The organism is Paucihalobacter sp. (assembly GCF_036825875.1).
Classification (GTDB): Bacteria; Bacteroidota; Bacteroidia; order Flavobacteriales; family Flavobacteriaceae; genus Paucihalobacter.
Map to the genome: position 1 here is coordinate 35,955 of NZ_DAISXK010000016.1, position 21,901 is coordinate 57,855.

22 protein-coding genes are annotated in these 21,901 nt (G+C 34.7%); 11 read left to right on the forward strand and 11 right to left on the reverse strand.

Annotated elements, in window-relative coordinates; translation table 11 throughout:
• The first annotated feature begins 68 nt into the window (after positions 1-68).
• The gene (locus V7Z48_RS06585) at positions 69-1,673 is read left to right on the forward strand and encodes a family 16 glycosylhydrolase (RefSeq protein ID WP_334112606.1); all 1,605 of its coding nucleotides are present in this window, start codon (positions 69-71) and stop codon (positions 1,671-1,673) included.
• 13 nt (positions 1,674-1,686) lie between these two features.
• Here the strand turns inward: V7Z48_RS06585 and guaB are convergent, their stop codons facing one another.
• Positions 1,687-3,159, reverse strand: a complete 1,473-nt coding sequence (guaB, locus tag V7Z48_RS06590) for an IMP dehydrogenase (protein ID WP_334112607.1) — start codon at positions 3,157-3,159, stop codon at positions 1,687-1,689.
• Between the two features lie 229 nt (positions 3,160-3,388).
• Here guaB and V7Z48_RS06595 point away from each other — a divergent pair, with 229 nt between their 5' ends.
• Positions 3,389-5,620 (forward strand): TonB-dependent receptor family protein, encoded by a 2,232-nt coding sequence (locus V7Z48_RS06595; protein ID WP_334112608.1) that lies wholly within the window; start codon positions 3,389-3,391, stop codon positions 5,618-5,620.
• 76 nt (positions 5,621-5,696) lie between these two features.
• On the opposite strand, the gene V7Z48_RS06600 is transcribed toward V7Z48_RS06595, so the two are convergent.
• A complete protein-coding gene (locus tag V7Z48_RS06600) occupies positions 5,697-6,560 on the reverse strand; it encodes a hydroxymethylglutaryl-CoA lyase (protein ID WP_334112609.1) in 864 nt (287 codons plus the stop codon).
• A 115-nt stretch (positions 6,561-6,675) separates the two neighbouring features.
• Here V7Z48_RS06600 and V7Z48_RS06605 point away from each other — a divergent pair, with 115 nt between their 5' ends.
• Together V7Z48_RS06605 and V7Z48_RS06610 are read left to right on the forward strand one after the other, a co-directional pair.
• Positions 6,676-6,921 carry an AbrB/MazE/SpoVT family DNA-binding domain-containing protein gene (locus tag V7Z48_RS06605; protein WP_334112610.1) on the forward strand — a complete coding sequence of 82 codons (246 nt, stop codon included), beginning with the start codon at positions 6,676-6,678 and terminating at the stop codon, positions 6,919-6,921.
• Complete coding sequence (locus V7Z48_RS06610) at positions 6,912-7,235, forward strand: type II toxin-antitoxin system PemK/MazF family toxin (RefSeq protein ID WP_334112611.1); 324 nt, start codon at positions 6,912-6,914, stop codon at positions 7,233-7,235. Before V7Z48_RS06605 ends, V7Z48_RS06610 begins: the two co-directional genes overlap by 10 nt.
• A gap of 6 nt (positions 7,236-7,241) precedes the next feature.
• Here the strand turns inward: V7Z48_RS06610 and V7Z48_RS06615 are convergent, their stop codons facing one another.
• Both V7Z48_RS06615 and V7Z48_RS06620 read right to left on the reverse strand, forming a co-directional pair.
• Entirely contained in the window at positions 7,242-7,856 is a 615-nt protein-coding gene (locus tag V7Z48_RS06615) for a LysE family translocator (RefSeq protein ID WP_334112612.1), read from the reverse strand.
• Positions 7,857-7,858: 2 nt separating this feature from the next.
• The gene (locus tag V7Z48_RS06620) at positions 7,859-8,884 is read right to left on the reverse strand and encodes a quinone-dependent dihydroorotate dehydrogenase (RefSeq protein WP_334112613.1); all 1,026 of its coding nucleotides are present in this window, start codon (positions 8,882-8,884) and stop codon (positions 7,859-7,861) included.
• A gap of 112 nt (positions 8,885-8,996) precedes the next feature.
• Between V7Z48_RS06620 and pepT the strand changes: the two genes are divergently transcribed.
• Positions 8,997-10,244: a peptidase T gene (pepT, locus tag V7Z48_RS06625; protein WP_334112614.1), complete on the forward strand. Its 1,248-nt coding sequence runs from the start codon at positions 8,997-8,999 to the stop codon at positions 10,242-10,244.
• A 59-nt stretch (positions 10,245-10,303) separates the two neighbouring features.
• Here pepT and yajC read toward each other — a convergent pair whose 3' ends face one another.
• The 4 genes from yajC to V7Z48_RS06645 form a co-directional block, all read right to left on the reverse strand.
• Positions 10,304-10,594, reverse strand: a complete 291-nt coding sequence (gene yajC / locus V7Z48_RS06630; RefSeq protein ID WP_334112615.1) for a preprotein translocase subunit YajC — start codon at positions 10,592-10,594, stop codon at positions 10,304-10,306.
• Positions 10,595-10,600: 6 nt separating this feature from the next.
• Entirely contained in the window at positions 10,601-11,080 is a 480-nt protein-coding gene (locus V7Z48_RS06635; RefSeq protein WP_334112616.1) for a DUF1573 domain-containing protein, read from the reverse strand.
• Between the two features lie 119 nt (positions 11,081-11,199).
• Positions 11,200-12,111 (reverse strand): transcription antitermination factor NusB, encoded by a 912-nt coding sequence (gene nusB, locus V7Z48_RS06640; RefSeq protein WP_334112617.1) that lies wholly within the window; start codon positions 12,109-12,111, stop codon positions 11,200-11,202.
• A 131-nt stretch (positions 12,112-12,242) separates the two neighbouring features.
• Positions 12,243-13,352, reverse strand: a complete 1,110-nt coding sequence (locus V7Z48_RS06645; protein WP_334112618.1) for a Glu/Leu/Phe/Val family dehydrogenase — start codon at positions 13,350-13,352, stop codon at positions 12,243-12,245.
• Positions 13,353-13,488: 136 nt separating this feature from the next.
• Between V7Z48_RS06645 and V7Z48_RS06650 the strand changes: the two genes are divergently transcribed.
• The 3 genes from V7Z48_RS06650 (at position 13,489) to V7Z48_RS06660 (ending at position 18,318) form a co-directional block, all read left to right on the forward strand.
• Positions 13,489-15,246, forward strand: coding sequence for an ABC transporter ATP-binding protein (locus V7Z48_RS06650; RefSeq protein ID WP_334112619.1), 1,758 nt, complete (start codon positions 13,489-13,491; stop codon positions 15,244-15,246).
• Between the two features lie 61 nt (positions 15,247-15,307).
• Entirely contained in the window at positions 15,308-15,694 is a 387-nt protein-coding gene (locus V7Z48_RS06655; RefSeq protein WP_334112620.1) for a PUR family DNA/RNA-binding protein, read from the forward strand.
• A gap of 119 nt (positions 15,695-15,813) precedes the next feature.
• Complete coding sequence (locus V7Z48_RS06660) at positions 15,814-18,318, forward strand: M14 family metallopeptidase (protein ID WP_334112621.1); 2,505 nt, start codon at positions 15,814-15,816, stop codon at positions 18,316-18,318.
• 2 nt (positions 18,319-18,320) lie between these two features.
• Here V7Z48_RS06660 and V7Z48_RS06665 read toward each other — a convergent pair whose 3' ends face one another.
• Positions 18,321-18,656: a tRNA-binding protein gene (locus tag V7Z48_RS06665; RefSeq protein ID WP_334112622.1), complete on the reverse strand. Its 336-nt coding sequence runs from the start codon at positions 18,654-18,656 to the stop codon at positions 18,321-18,323.
• Positions 18,657-18,705: 49 nt separating this feature from the next.
• Between V7Z48_RS06665 and V7Z48_RS06670 the strand changes: the two genes are divergently transcribed.
• Complete coding sequence (locus V7Z48_RS06670) at positions 18,706-19,263, forward strand: thioredoxin family protein (protein WP_334112623.1); 558 nt, start codon at positions 18,706-18,708, stop codon at positions 19,261-19,263.
• A gap of 53 nt (positions 19,264-19,316) precedes the next feature.
• Here V7Z48_RS06670 and V7Z48_RS06675 read toward each other — a convergent pair whose 3' ends face one another.
• Entirely contained in the window at positions 19,317-20,036 is a 720-nt protein-coding gene (locus V7Z48_RS06675) for an energy transducer TonB (RefSeq protein WP_334112624.1), read from the reverse strand.
• Between the two features lie 196 nt (positions 20,037-20,232).
• Here V7Z48_RS06675 and V7Z48_RS06680 point away from each other — a divergent pair, with 196 nt between their 5' ends.
• Both V7Z48_RS06680 and V7Z48_RS06685 read left to right on the forward strand, forming a co-directional pair.
• Positions 20,233-20,727, forward strand: a complete 495-nt coding sequence (locus V7Z48_RS06680; protein ID WP_334112625.1) for an RNA polymerase sigma factor — start codon at positions 20,233-20,235, stop codon at positions 20,725-20,727.
• 4 nt (positions 20,728-20,731) lie between these two features.
• The gene (locus V7Z48_RS06685; protein ID WP_334112626.1) at positions 20,732-21,346 is read left to right on the forward strand and encodes a hypothetical protein; all 615 of its coding nucleotides are present in this window, start codon (positions 20,732-20,734) and stop codon (positions 21,344-21,346) included.
• Between the two features lies 1 nt (position 21,347).
• Here V7Z48_RS06685 and V7Z48_RS06690 read toward each other — a convergent pair.
• On the reverse strand, positions 21,348-21,901 hold a 554-nt coding region (locus tag V7Z48_RS06690), incomplete at its 5' end, for a hypothetical protein (RefSeq protein ID WP_334112627.1).

The window sequence follows — 21,901 nt, forward strand, 5'->3', positions numbered from 1 at the left end:
GGCTTTTGTATAGGTTAATCACTTTCGTTTGCCCTTTAATATTGATATCTTACAAAAAATTAAAAAACATGATTAGGTCAAGTTTAAAAATTATATTTATATACTTATTATCCTGTAGTCTAAATGCTCAAACGGTTGAAGACGATTTTGAAGGTAATGGCAGTATTACTACTTGGTATGGAGATGATTGCGCTATTGATATTAGTTATCCGAATCCCTTTCAAGAAAGTATAAATAACTCAAATACAGTACTGCGTTATAATGATGTTGGTGGCCCTTATGCCAATGTAAGATTTGACGTTCTAGCCAATTTTGATTTATCGGTAAATCGCACCTTTTCTTTTAAAATATTTGTACCCTCTGAAAGTATTACAGGAAACCAACCAAATGAGGTTGCATTAAAACTTCAAAATCGTTTTTTAGGCGCACCGTGGAGCACACAAACTGAAATTAAAAAAGCCATTGTTTTGGACGAATGGCAGGTAGTAACCTTCGATTTTGCAAATGATAATTATATCAATTTAGATCCTAACTCTGGAAACCCAGTTAACAGAGACGATTTAAACCGTGTTTTAATTCAAGTGAATGGGGAAAACAATAACGATTTGGTGACCGCGTACATTGACGATTTTTTGTATGACGGAACTATAGATGCACCAGGAATTCCTAATTTTGATTATTTGGTTTGGTCGGATGAATTTAATGGTTCTGGTGCAATTGATGGTTCTAAGTGGTTTCATCAAACCTTATTGCCCAACGGTGTAAGTTGGTATAACAACGAAATTCAACACTATACCAACCGATTAACAAACACATTTGAAAGTGACGGTAATCTTAACCTTGTAGCTAAAAAAGAAACTTTTACCGACCAAGGTGTTACCAAAGAATACACTTCGGCAAGGCTTAATTCTAAATTTGCATTTACCTATGGAAAAGTAGAAGTAAGAGCTAAATTACCAAGCGGCGTTGGCACCTGGCCGGCCATTTGGACTTTGGGTAAAAATATTACTGAACCAGGTGGGTATTGGACAGACGATTTTGGAACAACCCCATGGCCAGCGTGCGGAGAAATTGACATAATGGAGCATTGGGGAAGTGATCAAAATTTTGTTCAAAGCGCCATGCACACACCTTCAAGCCATAGCGGTACAATAAATAAAGGTGGACAAATCGTCCCAACCGCGTCCACAGAATTTCACGTTTACACTTTAGTTTGGACTGAAGAACAAATGATATTTAGTGTTGATGATAATGTACATTACATTTACAATCCCGAAGTTAAAAATGCCGATACTTGGCCTTTTGACGATGAACAGTATTTACTTTTAAATTTCGCTATCCAGCCATCTATCGACCCGAATTTCACAGAAGATGCCATGGAAATTGATTATGTGCGTATCTATCAGGAAACACCACTTTCAATTGACAATCAAGTCGCTAATGATGTTACTATTTACCCTATTCCTGCAAGAGATTCAGTTAACATAAGAATTGACAACCAATTAATAGGCACCAATCTAAAAGTTTATTCGATGTTAGGACAGAAACTTGTAGATACTTCGCTTGATAGTATTGATTTTAATTTGAATATATCAGCATTCACTAAAGGAATTTACATTCTAAGTATTGAAAATGAAACACATACAATTGTAAAAAAAATCATTAAAAACTGAATGATTCTAATTTTTATCTCGAATAATTTGGTGATTCTTTCGTAATCGTCACATTATGCGGATGACTTTCGTTTATGCCACTTGCTGTGATTTTTACAAACCTTCCTGTTTCTTTCAAAGTAGCAATATCTTTAGCGCCGCAATAGCCCATACCAGCTCTTAAACCGCCGATAAATTGATGGATACTTTCTTCTAAATCCCCTTTATAAGGTACACGACCAACAATGCCTTCAGGAACTAATTTCTTGATATCGTCTTCAACATCTTGAAAGTAACGATCTTTACTTCCTTGTTTCATGGCTTCAACCGAACCCATTCCACGGTAAGATTTGAACTTTCTTCCTTCGTAAATAATAGTTTCACCTGGACTTTCTTTCGTACCAGCTAATAAGGAACCCAACATTACGCTGTCGGCTCCTGCAGCGATGGCCTTAGGAATATCGCCCGTGTAACGAATACCACCATCAGCAATTACAGGTACTCCTGAACCTTTTATGGCTGCAGCGACTTCTAATACTGCTGAAAACTGCGGAAATCCAACACCCGCAACCACACGTGTTGTACAGATGGATCCAGGTCCGATACCTACTTTAACGGCATCAGCACCTGCTTCAACTAAATATTTGGCGGCAGCGGCTGTTGCTATATTTCCAACAATCACCTCCAATTTAGGAAACTTGCTTTTTATTTCTTTTAAAACAGATACAACACCTTTGGTATGGCCGTGCGCTGTATCGATAACTACGGCGTCAACGCCCGCTTTTACTAAGGCAGCAGCACGCTGAACAGCATCGGGAGTCACGCCTATTGCGGCTGCAACACGTAACCTTCCATAAGTGTCTTTATTGGCAATTGGTTTTTGTGTAACCTTCGTAATATCTCTAAACGTAATAAGTCCAGCTAACTTAAAATTATCATCAACAATCAATAATTTCTCAATTTTATTTTGCTGAAGGATAATTTCAGCATCGCTTAAAGATGTTCCGACGGCTGCAGTAACTAAATTTTCTTTGGTCATGACTTCCACAATCGGACGATCATTTTCATGCTCAAAACGTAAATCTCTATTGGTAACGATACCTTTTAGAATCCCTTTTTCGTTAACTATCGGAATGCCGCCAATACTATGTTCGGCCATGTTGCGTTTCGCATCTAATACGGTTGCTGTGAGCGGCAAAGTAACTGGGTCTAGAATCATCCCACTTTCAGCACGTTTTACCTTTCTCACTTTGGTGGCTTGCTCTTCAATAGTCATATTTTTATGAAGCACACCTATTCCACCTTCTCGCGCCATGGCAATGGCCATTTTACTTTCAGTAACAGTATCCATGGCAGCAGACACTATAGGTACATTAATGGTAATATTTCTCGTAAATTTTGTTTGAATGTTAACCTCTCTAGGAAGTATTTCTGAGTAGTTTGGTACTAAAAGTACGTCGTCGTAGGTTAAGCCTTCGCCTACTATTTTATTTTCATGTGCTGTCATGCTGCAATTACTTTGAATTGCGTGCAAAGATACTGCTTTTTTTTATGCTATTATGAAAGGCTATTCTTTTTAAAAAGTCAAGTCCGAAAATAATTTTAATAGTAAATATTTCACACACATTTTGTTGTAAATTTTATTTTTATTTATTCTAAATAAGCTTTGAAAATTAATAATTGCATAATACATTTGCAGTCGAAAAAATAAAACTATTTATATTAAGTCTAAATTAATGAAGAAGCTACTAACATCAATTTTATTATCGTTCTGCGCAATTGCATATTCTCAAAACGATGAAACTAAAACCGCCAAAGCACAAGATTCAATTCAGAAACTAGATGAAGTAATTTTAAATGCCAATGTTATTTTTGGTAATAAATATGTCGCTAAAAATCGAACAGGTTCCTCTTATTACATTTCACCTGAAGAATTAAAAAAATTCAATTACACCGATATCAATCGGGTATTGCGATCGGTTCCGGGCGTTAATTTTTACGAAGAAGACGGTTTTGGTCTTAGACCTAATATTAGTTTAAGAGGTACATCTCCAGAAAGAAGTGCGAAAATTTCGATTATGGAAGATGGTGTACTCATCGCACCTGCGCCCTATAGCGCTCCTGCTGCCTACTATTTCCCATCAGTTGCCAGAATGCAGGCTGTTGAAATTTTAAAAGGAAGTAGTCAAATACAATACGGACCATTCACCACAGGTGGCGCCATTAATTTTGTTTCTGCCCAAATACCAAACACCTTTCAAGGACAAGTGAGAGCAAGTTATGGTTCTTTTGAAACTTCGCAATTACATGCAAGAGTTGGAGATCAAAAGGAAACTGTCGGCTATATGGTTGAGTTTTTAAACCATGCATCTAACGGATTTAAAAATTTACCTTCGGGTGCGAATACTGGCTTTGATATCAATGATGTAGTAGCGAAGTTTAGAGTAAATAGTCGCAAGGAAGCGTCCTTACAACAATCGCTTGAAGCCAAATTTCAATATTCCAATCAAGATTCTAACGAAACCTATTTAGGTTTAACGGATGCAGATTTTGCAAACGCACCATTTGATAGATACGCAGCGTCGCAAGTTGATAACATTACAACAGAGCATGTTCAATTGATGTTAACGCATACCGTAGATTTCACAAAAGATTTGAGATTGACCACCCAAGCTTACCACAATAAATTTTCAAGAAATTGGTACAAACTAAATGACGTAAGCGCCAATGGTGAAAAAGTAGGTATCACAGATATTTTAACAAATCCAGAGCAGTTTAGTTCTCATATGGCTATCATTAGAGGTGATGAAGACTCCGCCAACGATGCCTTTTTTGTGCGTGCCAATAACAGAGCGTATTATTCTCAAGGTATTCAATCTAAGTTTGATTATCATTTTTATGGTAATGAAACCTTTCATGATATAGAAGTTGGTGTGCGTTATCATTACGACGAAGAAGATCGATTTCAGTGGGACGATCGTTATAATATCGTAAATGGCATCATGAACCTAACTTTTGATGCGATAGAAGGATCAGGTGCGAATCGTATTAGCAGCGCCAATGCTTTAGCTGCCTTTGCGATGTACAAATTTAAATACAAAAACTTAACTGTTTCTCCAGGTTTACGGTATGAAAATATTTTACTTGACCGCATAGATTTTGGCAGCAACAATCCAGGAAGAAATCCCGGAGCGGCGTCCGAAAGAGAAAATCGCGTTGAAGTTTGGATACCTGGAATTGGTTTCAATTATGCTTTCGCCAATGATATTTCCGTATTCGGTGGCGTTCACAAAGGCTTTTCACCACCGAGTAACCAACCGGGACAGAAAGCCGAAGAAAGTATCAATTACGAACTAGGTTCACGATTTGTATTGGGAGAAATTCGTGGTGAAGTTATCGGATTTTACAACGATTACAGCAATTTACTAGGTAGTGATTTAGCAGCAACAGGTGGTTCTGGCTCACTAGAACAGTTTAATGCTGGAGGCGTTTTAGTTAATGGTTTGGAATTATTATTGAATTACGACCTATTGTCAAAAAATGATAATTTGAGTCTTCCAATTACAGTTGGTTACACTCTTACAAACACCGAATTCCAATCCAGCTTTAGCAGCAACGAAGGTTTATGGGGTGAAGTAACCGAAGGTGATGAATTACCATACATCCCAAAGCATCAATTTAATATGATGATTGGTTTAGAGCACGCCAAATTCGACCTTAGCTTAAGCGGCAGATTTAATGGCGAATTCCGAACCATGGCTGGCACAGGTAGCATTCCTCAAAATGAATTGGTTGAATCGAATTTTATTGTAGATTTTGCGGCTAAATATCATTTATTGAAGCAACTGAGTTTAACTGGCCATGTTATCAATTTACTTGACGAAACGTATGCTGTATCAAGAGTACCATCAGGATTAAGGCCTGGACATCCGTTTGGCGTTTATGGTGGTTTAGAATTTAGGTTTTAAGTTGATTTGAGTGATTTTTTTTAAGTGTGAAAGGTTTGTCATTGATTTGGCAAACCTTTTTTATTATTAACAAACTCTAATGATACACCGAAAATATCTTGGTTGCTTCATTATAAGCACTTTCAAAACTTAAAGCATTCAAATTATTTAATTTTTGCTGGGTAAAATACGAGAGTAATCTTTCGGTTGGCATATTGCCTGTAAGTTCATCTTTGGCCATCGGACAGCCACCAAAGCCTTGAATAGCGCCATCAAAACGCATGCATCCTGCTTTATGGGCGGCGTCTACCTTTTCAAACCAAGTGCTTTGCGTGGTGTGCAAATGGGCACCAAATTCTATATGCGGATATTTAGGTATTAAATTCGAAAACAAATAGTCGATGGTTTCAGGATCGGAAGTGCCAACGGTATCACTCAATGATAAAATCTTTACACCCATGGTTGCTAATTTTTCAGTCCATTCCCCTACGATATCCACATTCCATGGATCGCCATAAGGATTGCCAAAACCCATCGAAATATACACAACGACTTCCTTAGCAGTGGTGTTCGCTATCTCTAAAATTTCATTTAAAGTCACTATAGATTCTGCTATCGTTTTATGCGTATTTCGCATTTGAAAGTTCTCAGAAATCGAAAATGGAAATCCTAAATAATTAATTTCTTTATGTTGGGCCGCATCTTGTGCACCTCTGGTATTGGCAATAATGGCCAATAATTTACTACTGGTTTTACTTAAATCGAGTTTGGCTAAAACTTCTGCCGTATCTACCATTTGCGGAATTGCTTTGGGCGATACAAAACTGCCAAAATCAATAGTATCAAACCCAACGCGTAATAAGGATTGGATATACTGAACCTTTTTTTCGGTAGGAATAAACATCTTGATGCCTTGCATGGCATCGCGCGGACATTCTATAATTTTCAATGATTGCTTCATTTGAATTCAAATATAAGAAAGAATTTTGCGTTGACTGTAGTCAATTTTCCGAATGAAGAATTAATTTTTATTTTCGAATAAAATGTATTTACTTTGTAATCACATAAAATAAATTATGGAAACATCAATTATAAAAATAGGAAATTCTAAAGGGCTGCGATTAAGTAAAACAATTTTAGAAAAATATAATATTAAGGATAAAGTCGAACTCATTCTTGAAAAAGGACATATCATTTTGAAACCGATAGTTAGCCCTAGAAAAAACTGGGATAAGGAATTCAAAAAAATGAGTGAAAATGGTGACGACCAATTGTTGATGAATGATATTTTTGAAGATGAAAACCTAGACGAATGGAGTTAAACCAGTACACCATAGTTCTTGTAAATCTTGATTCAACTATTGGAAGCGAAATAAAAAAAACAAGACCTTGTGTTATAATTTCTCCTAACGAAATGAACTTTTATTTAAACACCATCGTTCTAGCACCAATGACCACTAATCTTAAAAAATACCCAACCAGGGTTGCGGTTAATCACGACGGAAAAAAAGGTATGATTGCAATTGATCAAATTCGTACAGTTGATAAATCACGAATCATAAAAACATTCGAAAAGTTAAGCGTCTCCGAAATTAATACGTGTAAAGAAATAATCAAAGAAACCTATGTTGATTAGCGTATTCTACAGCAGAATATAAACCGCAATACCAACAAATACAACGATTTGCAACCATTTAAAAAACTGATTCACCCCTGAATTTCTCGAGGTGAATTTAGAAATACTTCCCGATGCAAAGGCAATACCTGAAAAAATCACAAAGGACACCAACATAAAAATAAATCCAAGAACGTAAAACTGAATTTCGGTACTCAAACTGTCACTAAATAAAAATCCAGGGAAAAAGGCCAGGAAGAAAATAGTCACCTTCGGGTTCAACACATTCATAATAACGCCTTGCTTAAATAATTGCAGCATACTCTTTTTTGGTGCATCTCCAGAAAGGCTAATCTTTGAATCGCTTCTAAAAACTTTATAAGCGAGGTACAGCAAGTAAGCAGCTCCAAATATTTTTAAGGCCGTGTAAATATGATCGTTGGTTTTAATAATAGCCGATAAACCAAAAGCCAATAAAGTAGTGTGCACGATGCAACCTGAAATAAGTCCGGCAACCGTTGCCATGCCGTATTTTACACCATTGGTAATACTTTGTACCAGCACATAAATATTATCGGGTCCGGGGGAAATTGCCAAGGCCGAAGTTGCCAATGCAAATGAAATAAGCGTTTCGTAGTTCAAAATTACAAGTTGCTTTTGGCTAAAATTGCTTTGTTAATGGACTTAATAAGTGAAGGACCTTCATAAATAAAACCCGTATAAAGTTGCACCAAAATCGCACCAGCATCTAATTTATCAATGGCATCTTGCGCTGAATGGATTCCGCCAACCCCAATAATGGGGAAAGCTTTATTGCTTTTTTCAGATAAAAACTTGATCACCTCTGTTGACTTATGCGTTAAAGGTTTTCCGCTTAAACCACCAATTTCATCTTTGTCATCACTTTCCAAGCCATCTCTGTTAATTGTTGTATTAGTGGCAATAACACCAGCTATTTTAGTCGACTTAACAATATCGATGATATCTAAAAGTTGATCGTTTGTTAAATCAGGTGCAATTTTTAATAAAATAGGTTTTAGCTTCTTTTTTTTATGGTTTTCAACCTGAAGTGCATTCAAGAGTTTTGTTAACGGTTCTTTGTCTTGAAGTTCTCGTAAGTTAGGCGTGTTAGGCGAGCTGACATTCACTACAAAATAATCTACATAATCGTAAAGCACTTCAAAACACAACTTATAATCATCAACGGCGTTTTCATTCGCGGTTACTTTATTTTTTCCGATGTTACCGCCGATTAAAACATTTTTATTATTCTTTAACCGCTCGACCGCAGCATACATGCCACCATTGTTAAAACCCATTCTATTGATGATGGCTTGGTCCTTTTTCAATCGAAATAGGCGCTTTTTGGGGTTACCTTCTTGCGGTTTTGGCGTAATGGTTCCAATTTCTATAAACCCAAATCCGAATTGGGATAACTCATTGTATAATTTAGCATCTTTATCAAATCCTGCAGCCAGGCCAACAGGATTTTTAAATGTCAAACCAAATACTTCACGCTCAAGCAATTTGTTTTCAGAATTGTACACTAATTTTAAAATGTACTTCACTCCAGGTATTTTACATAGGTTTTTTATGAGCGAAAACGTGAAATGATGAACCTTTTCGGGGTCGAAGTAAAACAAAATTGGTTGAACGAAATACTTATACATAAAAGAATTATTGCCCTGCAAAAATAACTTAAAAGCACACAACAAAAAAGAATCTACAAGATGTCTTGTAACTTAAAATTGTGTTCAATACTTTTGGGTAAATAATTCAAAAATGATTTCAAAACAAGCCATTATAGATAGGTTTATTAGCTATGTAACCATAGACACTGAATCTGACCCAAATTCGGATACCACACCAAGCACACAAAAACAATGGAATTTAGCCAACAAGCTTTTTGAAGAGCTAAAAACCATGGGAATGCATGATGTTAGCATTGATAAAAATGCCTATGTTATGGCTACCTTGCCTAGCAATGTGGATGTTGATGTACCAACCATTGGTTTTATTTCACATTTTGATACCTCACCCGATTTCACTGGAGCCAATGTAAAACCTCAAATTATTGAAAATTATGATGGCAAGGACATTGTTTTAAATTCTGAAAAAAATATCGTTTTATCACCCAACTATTTTGATGATTTACTTCAATATACAGGTCAAACTATCATCACCACTGACGGCACTACCCTTCTTGGTGCAGATGACAAAGCTGGAATTACCGAAATTATGTCGGCCATGGAATACCTCATCAACCATCCCGAAATCGAACACGGCAACATTAGAGTGTGTTTTACACCTGATGAAGAAATTGGTCGCGGCGCCCATAAATTTGATGTAAAAAAATTTGGAGCCGACTGGGCTTACACCATGGATGGAAGTCAAATAGGTGAACTAGAATATGAAAATTTTAATGCCGCTGGTGCCGTGATCACTATAGAAGGGAAAATAGTACATCCTGGTTATGCCAAAGGTAAAATGATCAATTCGATGTACATTGCAACCGACTTTATAAATGCCTTACCAAGACTCGAAACACCTGAGCATACCGAAAAATATCAAGGCTTTTTTCATTTGCATGAAATAGATGGAAAAGTAGACGAAACCAAATTACACTACATTATTAGAGACCACGACCGGGATAAATTTGAGGCAAGAAAAGAAATGATGCACAAATTAGCAAAGGAATTAAATAGCCAATATGGTAAAACTATAATTTTAGTAACTATTACCGATCAATATTTCAATATGAAAGAAAAGATTCTACCAGTTATGCATATTCTTGATATTGCAGAAGAAGCTATGAAACAACTAAGTATTAAGCCTTTAATTAAAGCTATTCGTGGTGGTACCGATGGTTCACAATTATCGTTCATGGGCTTACCATGTCCGAATATTTTTGCTGGAGGCCATAACTTCCATGGGAGATACGAATACGTTCCTGTGGAAAGCATCCTAAAGGCAACGGAAGTGATTTGTAAAATTGCCGAGTTAACCGCCAAAAAACACAAGAAGCAATAAAAAAACCGCTTCAAATAATTGAAACGGTTTTTTTAATATGTTATTTTTCAACTAAGAAATTAAGCTTCGGCCGTTGACTGAAGTTTGGTGCTCATTTCCATAGAAATAGCAGACCTGTCGAACTTAATTTTACCAGCGAGCGTTTCAATTACGCAGCTGTTATCTTTATCGTTAAGTTCTATAATTTTGCCATACATACCGCTTTTGGTGATAATTCTATCACCTTTTTTAATTTCACTAGCGAACTTCTTTTCTTTCTTTTGTCGCTTAAGTTGTGGTGCAATCATAAAGAAATATACAACTGCAAACATGGCCACAAATGGCAAAAACGAACCTATTCCTTCACCCATATCTTGTTATTGAATTGGTGTAATTGAAGCAGAACCAGCATTAGCACTTGGATTGATGAAAGCTTTTATTTTCACACTTTCATTTCCTTTTTCAGTGTTGGTTGTAAGATTAACTGATTTTTGTACTTGGTTAGCACCTTTACCGTTAAACTTCACGTTAAACTCACCAGTTTCACCAGGAGCAACTTCTCTTGTCCAGTTAGAAGGCACAGTACATCCACAAGTACTTTTAATATCACTTACCACTAACATAGAGTTACCAGTATTGGTGTATTTAAAAGTAGTTTCAACAGGTGTTCCATCTTCTAGCGTACCGAAATCATGCTCTATTTTATCAAAAGATAGAATTGGAAAATTACCCGCATTGGCATCTCTATCCGCCGCCTCAGCAACATTTTCTGATTTAATTTTTACGGTAGCGTCTTCTTTACATGAAGTTGTGATTACTAAACACAAAGCACTTAATCCTAAAATTACTTTTTTCATTACTTAAATTTTTTAATTATTGTATTTGATTTGTTGCATTAAAAGTCAAATGTAGTAATTATTTTGTAGTTGTTAAAACATTTATAGGTCTCTTAACGCTTTAAACAGATTAACTAATACTACATTAAACCTCTACCAACCTTGTTTAATGAACCACTATTTTGATATTCTTTAGCCAAATTATCTAACACGCCATTTATAAAAGTGCTACTTTTTGGTGTGGAATATTCTTTTGCAATTTCCAAATATTCGTTAATAGTTACCTTAATGGGAATAGATGGAAATCTCTGAAATTCGCAAATAGCCATGGTAATAAGCAGCGAATCAATATTAGCCAATCTATCTGAATCCCAATTGGTTGTTTTACCAACCATCGCTTGGGAAAGTTCAGATTTATTCAAAATTGTTTTTTGGAAAAGTTGAATGGCAAACTGTTTATCGTCATCATCCTTATAGAGTTCTGGAAGAAAATAGCTGTCTGCAGAATTAGATTTTACTTGCTTTAAAAGCTTAAGTAAGTTTGTGTTTATTATTGGTAAATCGTCAATCCAGGTGATTTTTTTATCTTCTAGATAATCGTATAATTTATCGTTGGATGCGATGATTGTTTTGAAAATTTCTACAATGAAATATTTATCATCTTCAAAACTCGGATATTGTTTTTTGGTATAAGTGGAAAACAAATCGCTTTTAACGATGTTTTTATAAATAATATCGACATATTCAAAATCTAAATCCCAAAGATTGATTTTTCTTTTAGCAATGGTTTCTAAAAGTGCTTTATTCTCTGATAATTTTAACAACAACTGATTATCAATCAAATGCTTGGTTGGTTTTATCTTGTTAGCATCAACCGACAGTCTATTTTGAAGTTTTTTATATTGATCTTCAGACTTTTTATGAATTTCAATGAGTAGAGACATCATCAATAAATACAAATCGTACATACCATCCATGCTGTCAATTAAAAATTTTTGATCGGAATTAAAGTTACTCGCCTCGTTGCCATCAAAAGCAAAGAGCGTCTGCATTACCTTAATTCTGATATGTCTTCTATTTAACATTGTTAAAGAACTTATTTATTCCTAATTACAACACCAACGTCATGGTGTTTTTTAGTTAACTAATAATTTACAAAAGTAACCCAATACTTTTTAAAATCTTATAGGGTATTTAATTTTTCTGCCTTGCGTTGCGCAATTCGTTCTTTTGCAATATTTACGGCGGCATGATTGGTAGTGACATTATTTTGCTGAGCACGTTCCAATATTTCTAAGGTGGTATTGTAAATATTTTCAGTTTTGCGCATTATTTCTTGTTTGTTATAATGCTCGAGTTCCGCATAAACATTAATTATACCGCCAGCATTGATGAGAAAATCTGGAGCGTAAATGATACCGCGATCTTGTAATATTTTTCCGTGTTTATTTTCCTCAGCCAATTGGTTGTTCGCAGCGCCAGCAATGATGCTAGCTTGAATATTATAAATGGTATCGTCATTTATGGTCGCACCCATAGCACATGGTGCATAAATATCGATTTTTTGAGAGAACAAATTTTCACCTCTAAAAATACTGGCACCATACTTATTACTAACCTTTTCTAACCGCTCCTCGCTGATATCAGCAATAATAACATGCGCGCCTTCATTTGTTAAATGTTCAACCAACGCTTCACCAACATGACCAACGCCTTGTACGAGTACAATTTTATCTTCCAATAAATCAGAACCATATCTGAATTTCGCAGCCGCTTTCATTCCCATAAACACGCCATACGCAGTTATTGGTGATGGATTTCCTGCGCCGCCATTGCTTTCAGATATTCCAGTAACATAAGGTGTTACCTCACGTACTGTATCCATATCCGCCGTTTCCATACCAACATCTTCAGCTGTGATGTACTTTCCACTTAATGAATGGACAAACTCACCAAATTTACGCATTAATTCGGGTGTTTTCTGTGTTTTGGAATTACCAATAATCACCGCTTTTCCACCACCTAAATTTAAACCGGTAATGGCCGACTTAAATGTCATACCTCTGGAAAGTCGCAACACATCATTTAAAGCTTCCCATTCGCTGGCATACTGCCACATTCTAGTGCCACCTAAGGCAGGTCCTAAAATAGTGTTATGGATTCCTATTATTGCCTTTAAACCGGTATCTTTGTCGTTGCAAAAAACAATTTGTTCGTGCTCATCAAATGATGCTTGACCAAAAACCGGGGCAACTTTGTTAAGTTCAGAAGAACTTAAAATTTCTGTAGTCATACTAAAAGGTTAAAACCCTATTTTGAAATATCCTCAAAAAAGTTGCGCAAAAGTAAATTATTATTAGACTACTTTTGACAAATAATTTGATAAATCGATTAGTTGTTAATAAAATTGATGCAACGCTACGTTTTAAATGAAAGAATTAAAGCACATAAATAAATACTTTTACAAGTACCGTTACCGACTCATTATAGGCATTATAATAACCGTCGCCGCCAAAATATTCACATTATATACCCCTAGGTTTTTAGGGGCTTCTATTAATGTTGTGGCGGCGAGACTCGAAGGTAAGATTTCTCAAGAAGATTTTGCTTCAGAGCTGGCATTGAATATTTTATTACTGATTGGTGCGGCTATTGTGGCAGGTATATTCACCTTCTTAATGCGTCAAACTATCATAAACGTATCACGATTTATTGAATACGATTTAAAAAACGAAATTTACCAACAATACCAACGACTTTCACTTAGTTTTTACAAATCAAACCGCACAGGTGATTTGATGAATAGAATAACCGAAGACGTTAATAAAGTTCGCGATTATGCTGGCCCAGGCATCATGTACACCATAAATATGATTAGTTTATTTGCGGTGGCATTGATTTATATGTTCAGTACGGCTCCAAAATTGACATTTTACACCATATTACCGCTTCCATTTTTGTCAATTTTTATCTATTATATCAGTGCTATTATTCATAAAAAAAGCACCATTGTTCAAGAGCAACTTTCAAAATTATCAGCCTTTACGCAGGAAGCTTTTAGTGGTATTTCAGTAATAAAATCCTACGCCATTGAGCCACATACACAGGCTAATTTTCGAACCTTATCAATAGAAAGCCGACAAAAACAAATAGATTTAGCCAAAATTCAAGCATTGTTTTTTCCGCTTATGCTTTTATTAATCGGTATAAGTAATATTTTAGTAATTTACATTGGTGGTAATCAATATATCAATGGAGAAATAAAAGAAATTGGAACCATTGCCGAATTTATAATTTACGTCAATATGCTAACTTGGCCAGTTGCCACACTGGGTTGGGTAACATCGTTGGTTCAACAAGCCGAAGCTTCTCAAAAACGTATCAATGAGTTTCTTAAGCAAAAACCAGAAATAAAAAATCTGGTAAACAACCGCACACATATAGAAGGCAATATCACTTTTCAAGATGTTCATTTCACCTATCCAGACACAAATATTACAGCTTTAAAAGGCATAAGCTTTACTGTGTATCAAGGACAAACATTGGCCATTATGGGAAAAACGGGCTCTGGGAAATCGACGATTCTGGATTTGATAGGGCGATTGTATGATGTTGAAAAAGGAAAAATTCTAATAGATAAAACCCCTATTGAAGACCAAAATCTACACGATTTAAGAAAAGAAATTGGATACGTGCCTCAGGAAGCTTTTTTATTTAGTGATACCATTCAAAATAACATACGTTTTGGAAAGGAAGATGCTACTGACGAAGAAGTCGTAACAGCAGCAAAAAACGCCAACGTACATAAAAACATTGTGAAGTTTAAAAAAGGCTACCAAACCATTTTAGGTGAACGTGGCATAACACTTTCAGGCGGACAAAAACAGCGCCTTTCAATTGCACGCGCTATTATAAAATCGCCAAAAATATTTCTTTTCGATGATTGTTTGTCTGCGGTAGATACTGAAACGGAAGAGAAAATATTGAACAGTTTGTTTGAAATCTCAAAAAGCAAAACCACTATTATTGTTACGCATCGAATTTCTTCAGCTAAAAATGCCGATAAGATAATTATTTTAGAAGACGGTAAAATTATTCAAGAAGGCACACACGATAAGCTAGTAAACTCAGAAGGTTTTTACCAAAACATGTATTTGAACCAACTTACAAAAAAAGAAATAGAGTAAATTGTTGGTTACTATTCTTTTTTTTTAGATTTTTGAAATCGAATTAATAAAAATAAAGCGCATGAGTGATAACGGAATGATGGAGAAAGAAGAAATTTTCTCGAAAGTATTAAGAGCAGGACGCAGAACTTATTTTTTTGATGTAAGATCTACAAAAGCAGGTGATTATTATCTTACCATAACCGAAAGCAAAAAGTTTACCAACGACGACGGTTCTTTTCATTACAAAAAACACAAAATTTACCTCTACAAAGAAGATTTTAGTGAATTCAAGGAGATTCTAGAAGAAATGGTCAATTACGTTTTTGAAGAAAAAGGTGACGAAGTAATTAGCGAAAGACATCAAAAGGATTTCAAAAAAGAAGAGGTGAATTTAAATGGTGAAGATGATACTATTAAAAGTGACGCACCTGAGCGATTTACAGACATCAGTTTTGACGACATATAAGTGACTTTTCTGTTAAAATAAGTACAAAAACCGCTAGGAAACTGAGCGGTTTTTTATTTTTATGACTTAAATTAGAAATCCTAATTCATTTCCAAAAGCCATTAAAACCAACTGTCAATATGAGAATTTTAATTACAATATTTTGTTTTATTTCTTGTCACGCCTTTTCACAAACCAATTTCGATTTAAATTATTATCTGCCCCAAAACATAAGTTACAATCCTAATGTACCCAAACCACGAGAGGTCATCGGACACGAAGTTGGAAAATGGCATGTTACTCACGATAAATTGGTGCAATATATGTATGCTGTGGCCAATGCAAGCGATCGAATATCTATTGAAAACAGAGGATTTACTTTTGAAGATCGACCACTTTTGCTATTAACGGTTAGCGCTCCTAAAAACCTAAATAACCTAGAAAATATCAAACAAGAACACATAGCTGCCACCGATAATGACACACAAGATTTTAACCGACCAACCGTGGTTTATCAAGGTTTTTCAATTCACGGCAATGAACCAAGTGGCTCTAATGCTGCGCTGGTTTTAGCTTATTATTTGGCAGCCGCACAAGGTGAAGCTATTGACAATTTACTAGAAAACACCGTAATTCTTTTAGACCCAAGTTTCAATCCTGACGGCCTGCAACGCTTTGCTTATTGGGCCAATACAAATAAAAACATCAACCTTACAGCCGATTCAAACGATCGTGAATACAGTGAAATCTGGCCTGGAGGCCGCACCAATCACTATTACTTTGATATGAATAGAGATTGGCTTCCTGTGCAGTTGCCCGAATCCCGCGCCCGGTTAAAAACCTATCACCAATGGTTGCCCAATATTTTAACCGATCATCATGAAATGGGTACCAATTCAACGTTTTTCTTTCAACCAGGTATACCATCAAGAACACATCCATTAACACCACAAAAAAATCAAGATCTGACCAAAGCTATTGGTAAATTTCATGCGAGAGCGCTCGATAAAATTGGTTCTTTTTATTATTCTGAAGAAAGTTTTGACGATTTTTATTACGGTAAAGGCTCAACTTTTCCGGATATTAACGGAGGTATTGGAATCCTGTTTGAACAAGCCAGCTCTAGAGGTCATGTTCAAGAAAGTGATAATGGACTTTTAACATTTCCGTTTACTATTAGAAATCAATTTACCACAGCACTGTCTACCTTAGAAGCTGCTGTTAGCATGCGGGAGGAATTGTTGGTTTACCAACATTCTTTTTTTAAAAATGCGCGACAAGAAGCTCAAAAAGAATCTAACAAAGGCATTGTTTTTGGCGATGAAAAAGACGCGGCTAAAAGTTTTCATTTAGCTGAAATTTTAAAAAGACATCAAATAGAAGTTTTCAAGCTTACCAAAGATGTAAAACTAAACGGTAAAAATTTCGCAGAAAATCACAGTTATTACGTTCCGAAAAATCAAAAAAATACACGGCTCATTAACGCCATGTTTGAAAAGCGTACAAAATTTCAAGACAGTTTGTTTTATGATATTTCGGCTTGGACTTTCCCATTAGCTTTCAACTTAGATTACGAAGAAAACGTTTCAAAACCAAGTAGTGATATGCTTTCAGATTTAATTGAACTACCCAAAGGTGGCGTTGACAAATCAAGTGATTACGCCTATTTAATGGAATGGCATGAGTACTACACTCCGAAAGCATTACACAAAATTTTGTCGGCCAATTTGAGAGCAAAAGTAGCCATGAAGTCATTTAAAAGTAATGGCAAACATTATGATTATGGTACTATCTTGATTCCGATTCAAAATCAAGAATTATCCGGTGCAGAAATTAAATTACTTTTAGATCGCATTGCTACAGAATCTTATGTGAATTTCAGTGCTGTGAGTACAGGCTTAACCGAAGGTGTAAATTTAGGCAGTAATGAATTTAAAAGTCTATCAAAACCCAATATTGCCGTGTTGGTAGGTGATGGCATCACGTCTTACGATGCTGGCGAAATATGGCATTTAATGGATACACGTTATGACATTAATATTACCAAATTAGATACTAGAAACCTAAGCCGTAGTGACTTGACTAAATATGATGTAATTATTGTCGCAAATTCAAACAGTTTATCAAAGCCAAACTCTGATAATTTGAAAAAATGGGTTGAAAGCGGCGGCACCTTAATAGGTTATCGCAATGCATTAAGATGGATGAATACCAATGAATTTATAAAATTAGACTTTAAAACCAACAGTTTAACAGCCAAAAACATCAATTTTGAAGAGCGTAGAGATTTTAGCGGTGCCCAAGTAATTGGTGGTGCAATTTTTGAAGCTAAATTAGACCGATCGCATCCTATAAATTTCGGATATAAAAACAACAATTTAGCGCTGTTTAGAAATACCACATTATTTATAGAAGCGGATAAACAAAGCTACAACAATCCTATTCAATACACTTCAAAACCGTTATTAAGTGGCTATATTTCAAAACCTAATTTAGATAGCTTGGCAAATACAGTACCGTTCAAAGTAAACAGGCTGCAACGAGGAAAAGTAATTGTGTTTACTGATAATACCAATTTTAGAGCCTTTTGGTATGGCACCAATAAACTATTGATGAATGCTGTGTTTTTTGGAAAGTTCATGTAAATTCAGGAAACCACTGCCCCATTTGGGATGTTCGTTTCAGGATTGAGTAAAATAACTTCAGCGCCACTAACAGCTCCAATTATTAGACATTCGCTCATAAAATTGGCTATTTGCTTGATAGGAAAGTTTACAACAGCCACAACTTGTTTGTTTATTAAATCGTCTTTAGAATACACAGCAGTTATTTGCGCTGAAGATTTTTTAATACCGAGCGCACCAAAATCAATTGTTAATTGATAAGCTGGTTTTCTTGCTTTAGGAAAATCACTGATTTCTATTATGGTACCAACGCGTAAGTCTACCTTATGGAAATCATCGAAAGAAATTAATCTATTCATTTTTTAAAAATACGAAAAATCACGATATTGATAGCTTAAAGAAAAACTTATGGCACAAACACCATCCAATATGTTAGCGCTCGGTACCATAGCACCCGATTTTAATCTATTAAATGTTGTTGATAACAACTATGTTTCCTTGAAGGATTTAAAAGGTGAAAAAGTAACAGTCATCCTATTTATTTGTAACCATTGTCCCTTTGTAAAACATTTAAATGAAGCCATTTCAAAAACAGCGAAAATCTATGATTCAAAAGGTGTCAACTTTATTGCTATTTCAAGTAATGATGTTGAAAATTACCCTCAAGATGCCCCGAAATACATGAAGGAACTAGTTAAAAACGAAGACTTTATTTTTCCGTATTTATACGATAAAGACCAAGAAGTTGCAAAAGCTTATGATGCTGCTTGCACCCCAGATTTTTATGTATTTAATAAGAATTTAACTTTAGAATATCGCGGACAATTTGACGACTCAAGACCTGGTAATAATATCCCTATTACTGGAAAAGATTTGATCGCGGCCATAGATGCTATTTTAAATAACAAAGCAGTAAATCCTAATCAAAAACCCAGCATTGGTTGTAATATTAAGTGGTTAAATTAAAAAAAACAGAATAAACACATGGCTCATTCCGTTTCTTTAAGAAGATAATCTATTTAGTTATTTAGTACCAATTTAAAATTAATTGGTATACTATACGGAACAGCTACAGGTTTATTACGTTGCTTACCAGGTTCCATTTTAGGAAGTAAGCTAATAATACGTTCGGCTTCGGCTTCTAAAATTTTATCTGGCCCACGAGATTGTATTTTAGTAACCGTTCCGGTTTTGTCAATTTGAAATAACACAAATACTTTTCCATATATTCCAAGTTCTGAAGCAACTTCAGGATATTTAAAATGTTTTTTTAAGTGTTCTTGCATTTTTTCTTGAAAACAGGCTTTTAATTCTTCATTATTGCCTTTACAGCCAGGGAAAACTGGTACTTTTTCAATCACCGAAAATGGCACAACGATGTCCTCTTCTACTTCTTCAACAACCACATCTTCAACAGCTACCGCTTCAATAACATCGTCCATATTAATTTCGGTACTTCGTACAATGGTTTCTTTAACCTCTTCAACATCTTCTATTACCGTAATCGCTTCAGTAATTTGAGGCGGTGGTGGTGGTGGCGGAATATTAATTGTAGTAATCGGAATATCTTCTTCTATCTGATCACTTAATTGAAGTATATCAATTTGTGTAATGGCTCTGTCGTAGGATTTATGTTCTAATGCCATCCATGTTAGCAACAACATAACGTTTAATCCAACAGCGAAATAAATACTGCTGTTTCGACCTACGTCTACATTTGTGTTTTTCTTTGATTCCATGACCTTAAAATTTATAGCATGAAATTATACCAATTCAACAGGAATAACTATGATATAAATCAGTTTAATAAATTGACATACTGCACTATTTATTTCAAAGATTTAGTGCAAAATTTTCAAGCAAATTTAAAATGTGTTTTATTTTGTAACATAAAGCTTAAATTGAATACTGATAGTCACTAACCAAACAGAAACTTTGAACACCGAATTAGAACATAGTTTTGTAGGCTTGCTCGGAGAAAACCAAAACATCGTGCACAAGATTTGCAGGTTATATACCAATAATCAAGATGCGCATAATGATTTGTTTCAGGAAATCACCATACAGTTATGGAAAGCCTTTCCCAACTTTAGAGGCGATTCAAAGTTTAGTACATGGATGTATCGTGTGGGATTAAATACAGCTATTACACTGTATAGAAAATCTAAGCGAACCATACATACACAAGAATTTGACAATATACAATACAAAATAACGGCTGAGCCTTATGATGATACCGAAGAGCAACAATTGAAGCTTATGTACGACGCCGTGCACCAATTAAATGATATTGAAAAAGCCTTGGTGTTTTTGTATTTAGAAGATAAAAATTACACTGAAATAAGCGATACTTTGGGAATTTCTGAGGTTAATGCAAGGGTGAAAATGAACAGAGTGAAAACAAAATTGAAAACCATATTAAATCCGTAAGATCATGGATGAATTAGATTTATTAAAGAGAAATTGGAATAAGAAAAGTGAGAACGAACCTATACTAACGTATGCTGAAATATACAAATTAATCAAATCAAAGTCGTCCAACATAGTAAAATGGATTTATTATATAAGTTTATTTGAACTTTTTTTAGGTTTTGCATTAATTGTTATCAACCCGAAGATTGAAACAAAATTTACCTATCCTTTATGGCTTGACGCGTCATTATATTTTACTATTCCAGTAATATTATTTTTTATTTTTAGGTTTTACAAAAGCTATAAAACCATAAAGGCAACTGATACTGTTAAAAATCTTATAAAAACAATTTTAAATACAAGACAGATTGTTAGGTATTATATTTTATTTAATTTAATTTATGTGGGAATTTATTCTTCATTTGCATTATTTTACGCTTATGTAGAAACTTCTGGCGGATTAAAAAAATTTAATGAATTAGCCCATTTCAAGGAATATTTAATTTTATTTCTAATTATAATTGTATTTTCAACAATTATGATTGGAATTGTTTATTTTATTTATTTCCTACTATATGGTATCCTACTTAAAAAACTACAAAAGAATTACAATGAACTAAAAAAACTAGAAATGTAATTCAACTTTTTTCTAAAAGTCTTGATTTAGAATACTCAATTACGGAATTATCTTTATCTTTTAAACCAATTTCCCAAACATCGTTATAATCTTCAATTGCTGCCAATACTTCGAGAGACTCTTTTCTAACTTGGGTTATACCACAATTAGTCGCAAGTGAATGTAAAATATCAATTGTTTTTAAATTATGTGAATATTTAGCAATTTGAATTAATCCAAATTTAGAAGCGGCTGAACCATATAGAATTTTTTTTATCCTACTTCTATTAATGTCAAACTTATATTGTCTATTATCAAATTGCTTTAAAGATTTTAAAATGATATTTATTGCTAAGGAATCCTCTTTAATAGGCGGGAATTGAGCGTGAATGTCCTTTGAAGGTCGATAATACATTATTTTTCCCTTTGTTAAAATAGTCTCTTCTAAAAACGTTATATCAATTTCCTCATTTTGAATACCTATAACTTTGTCATAATCATATTCCCATATTTTTGTAGTATTGGCTATTTCGGAGTGACCATGCCAGCGATTTCGGTTCAAATGGTGCCACTTTA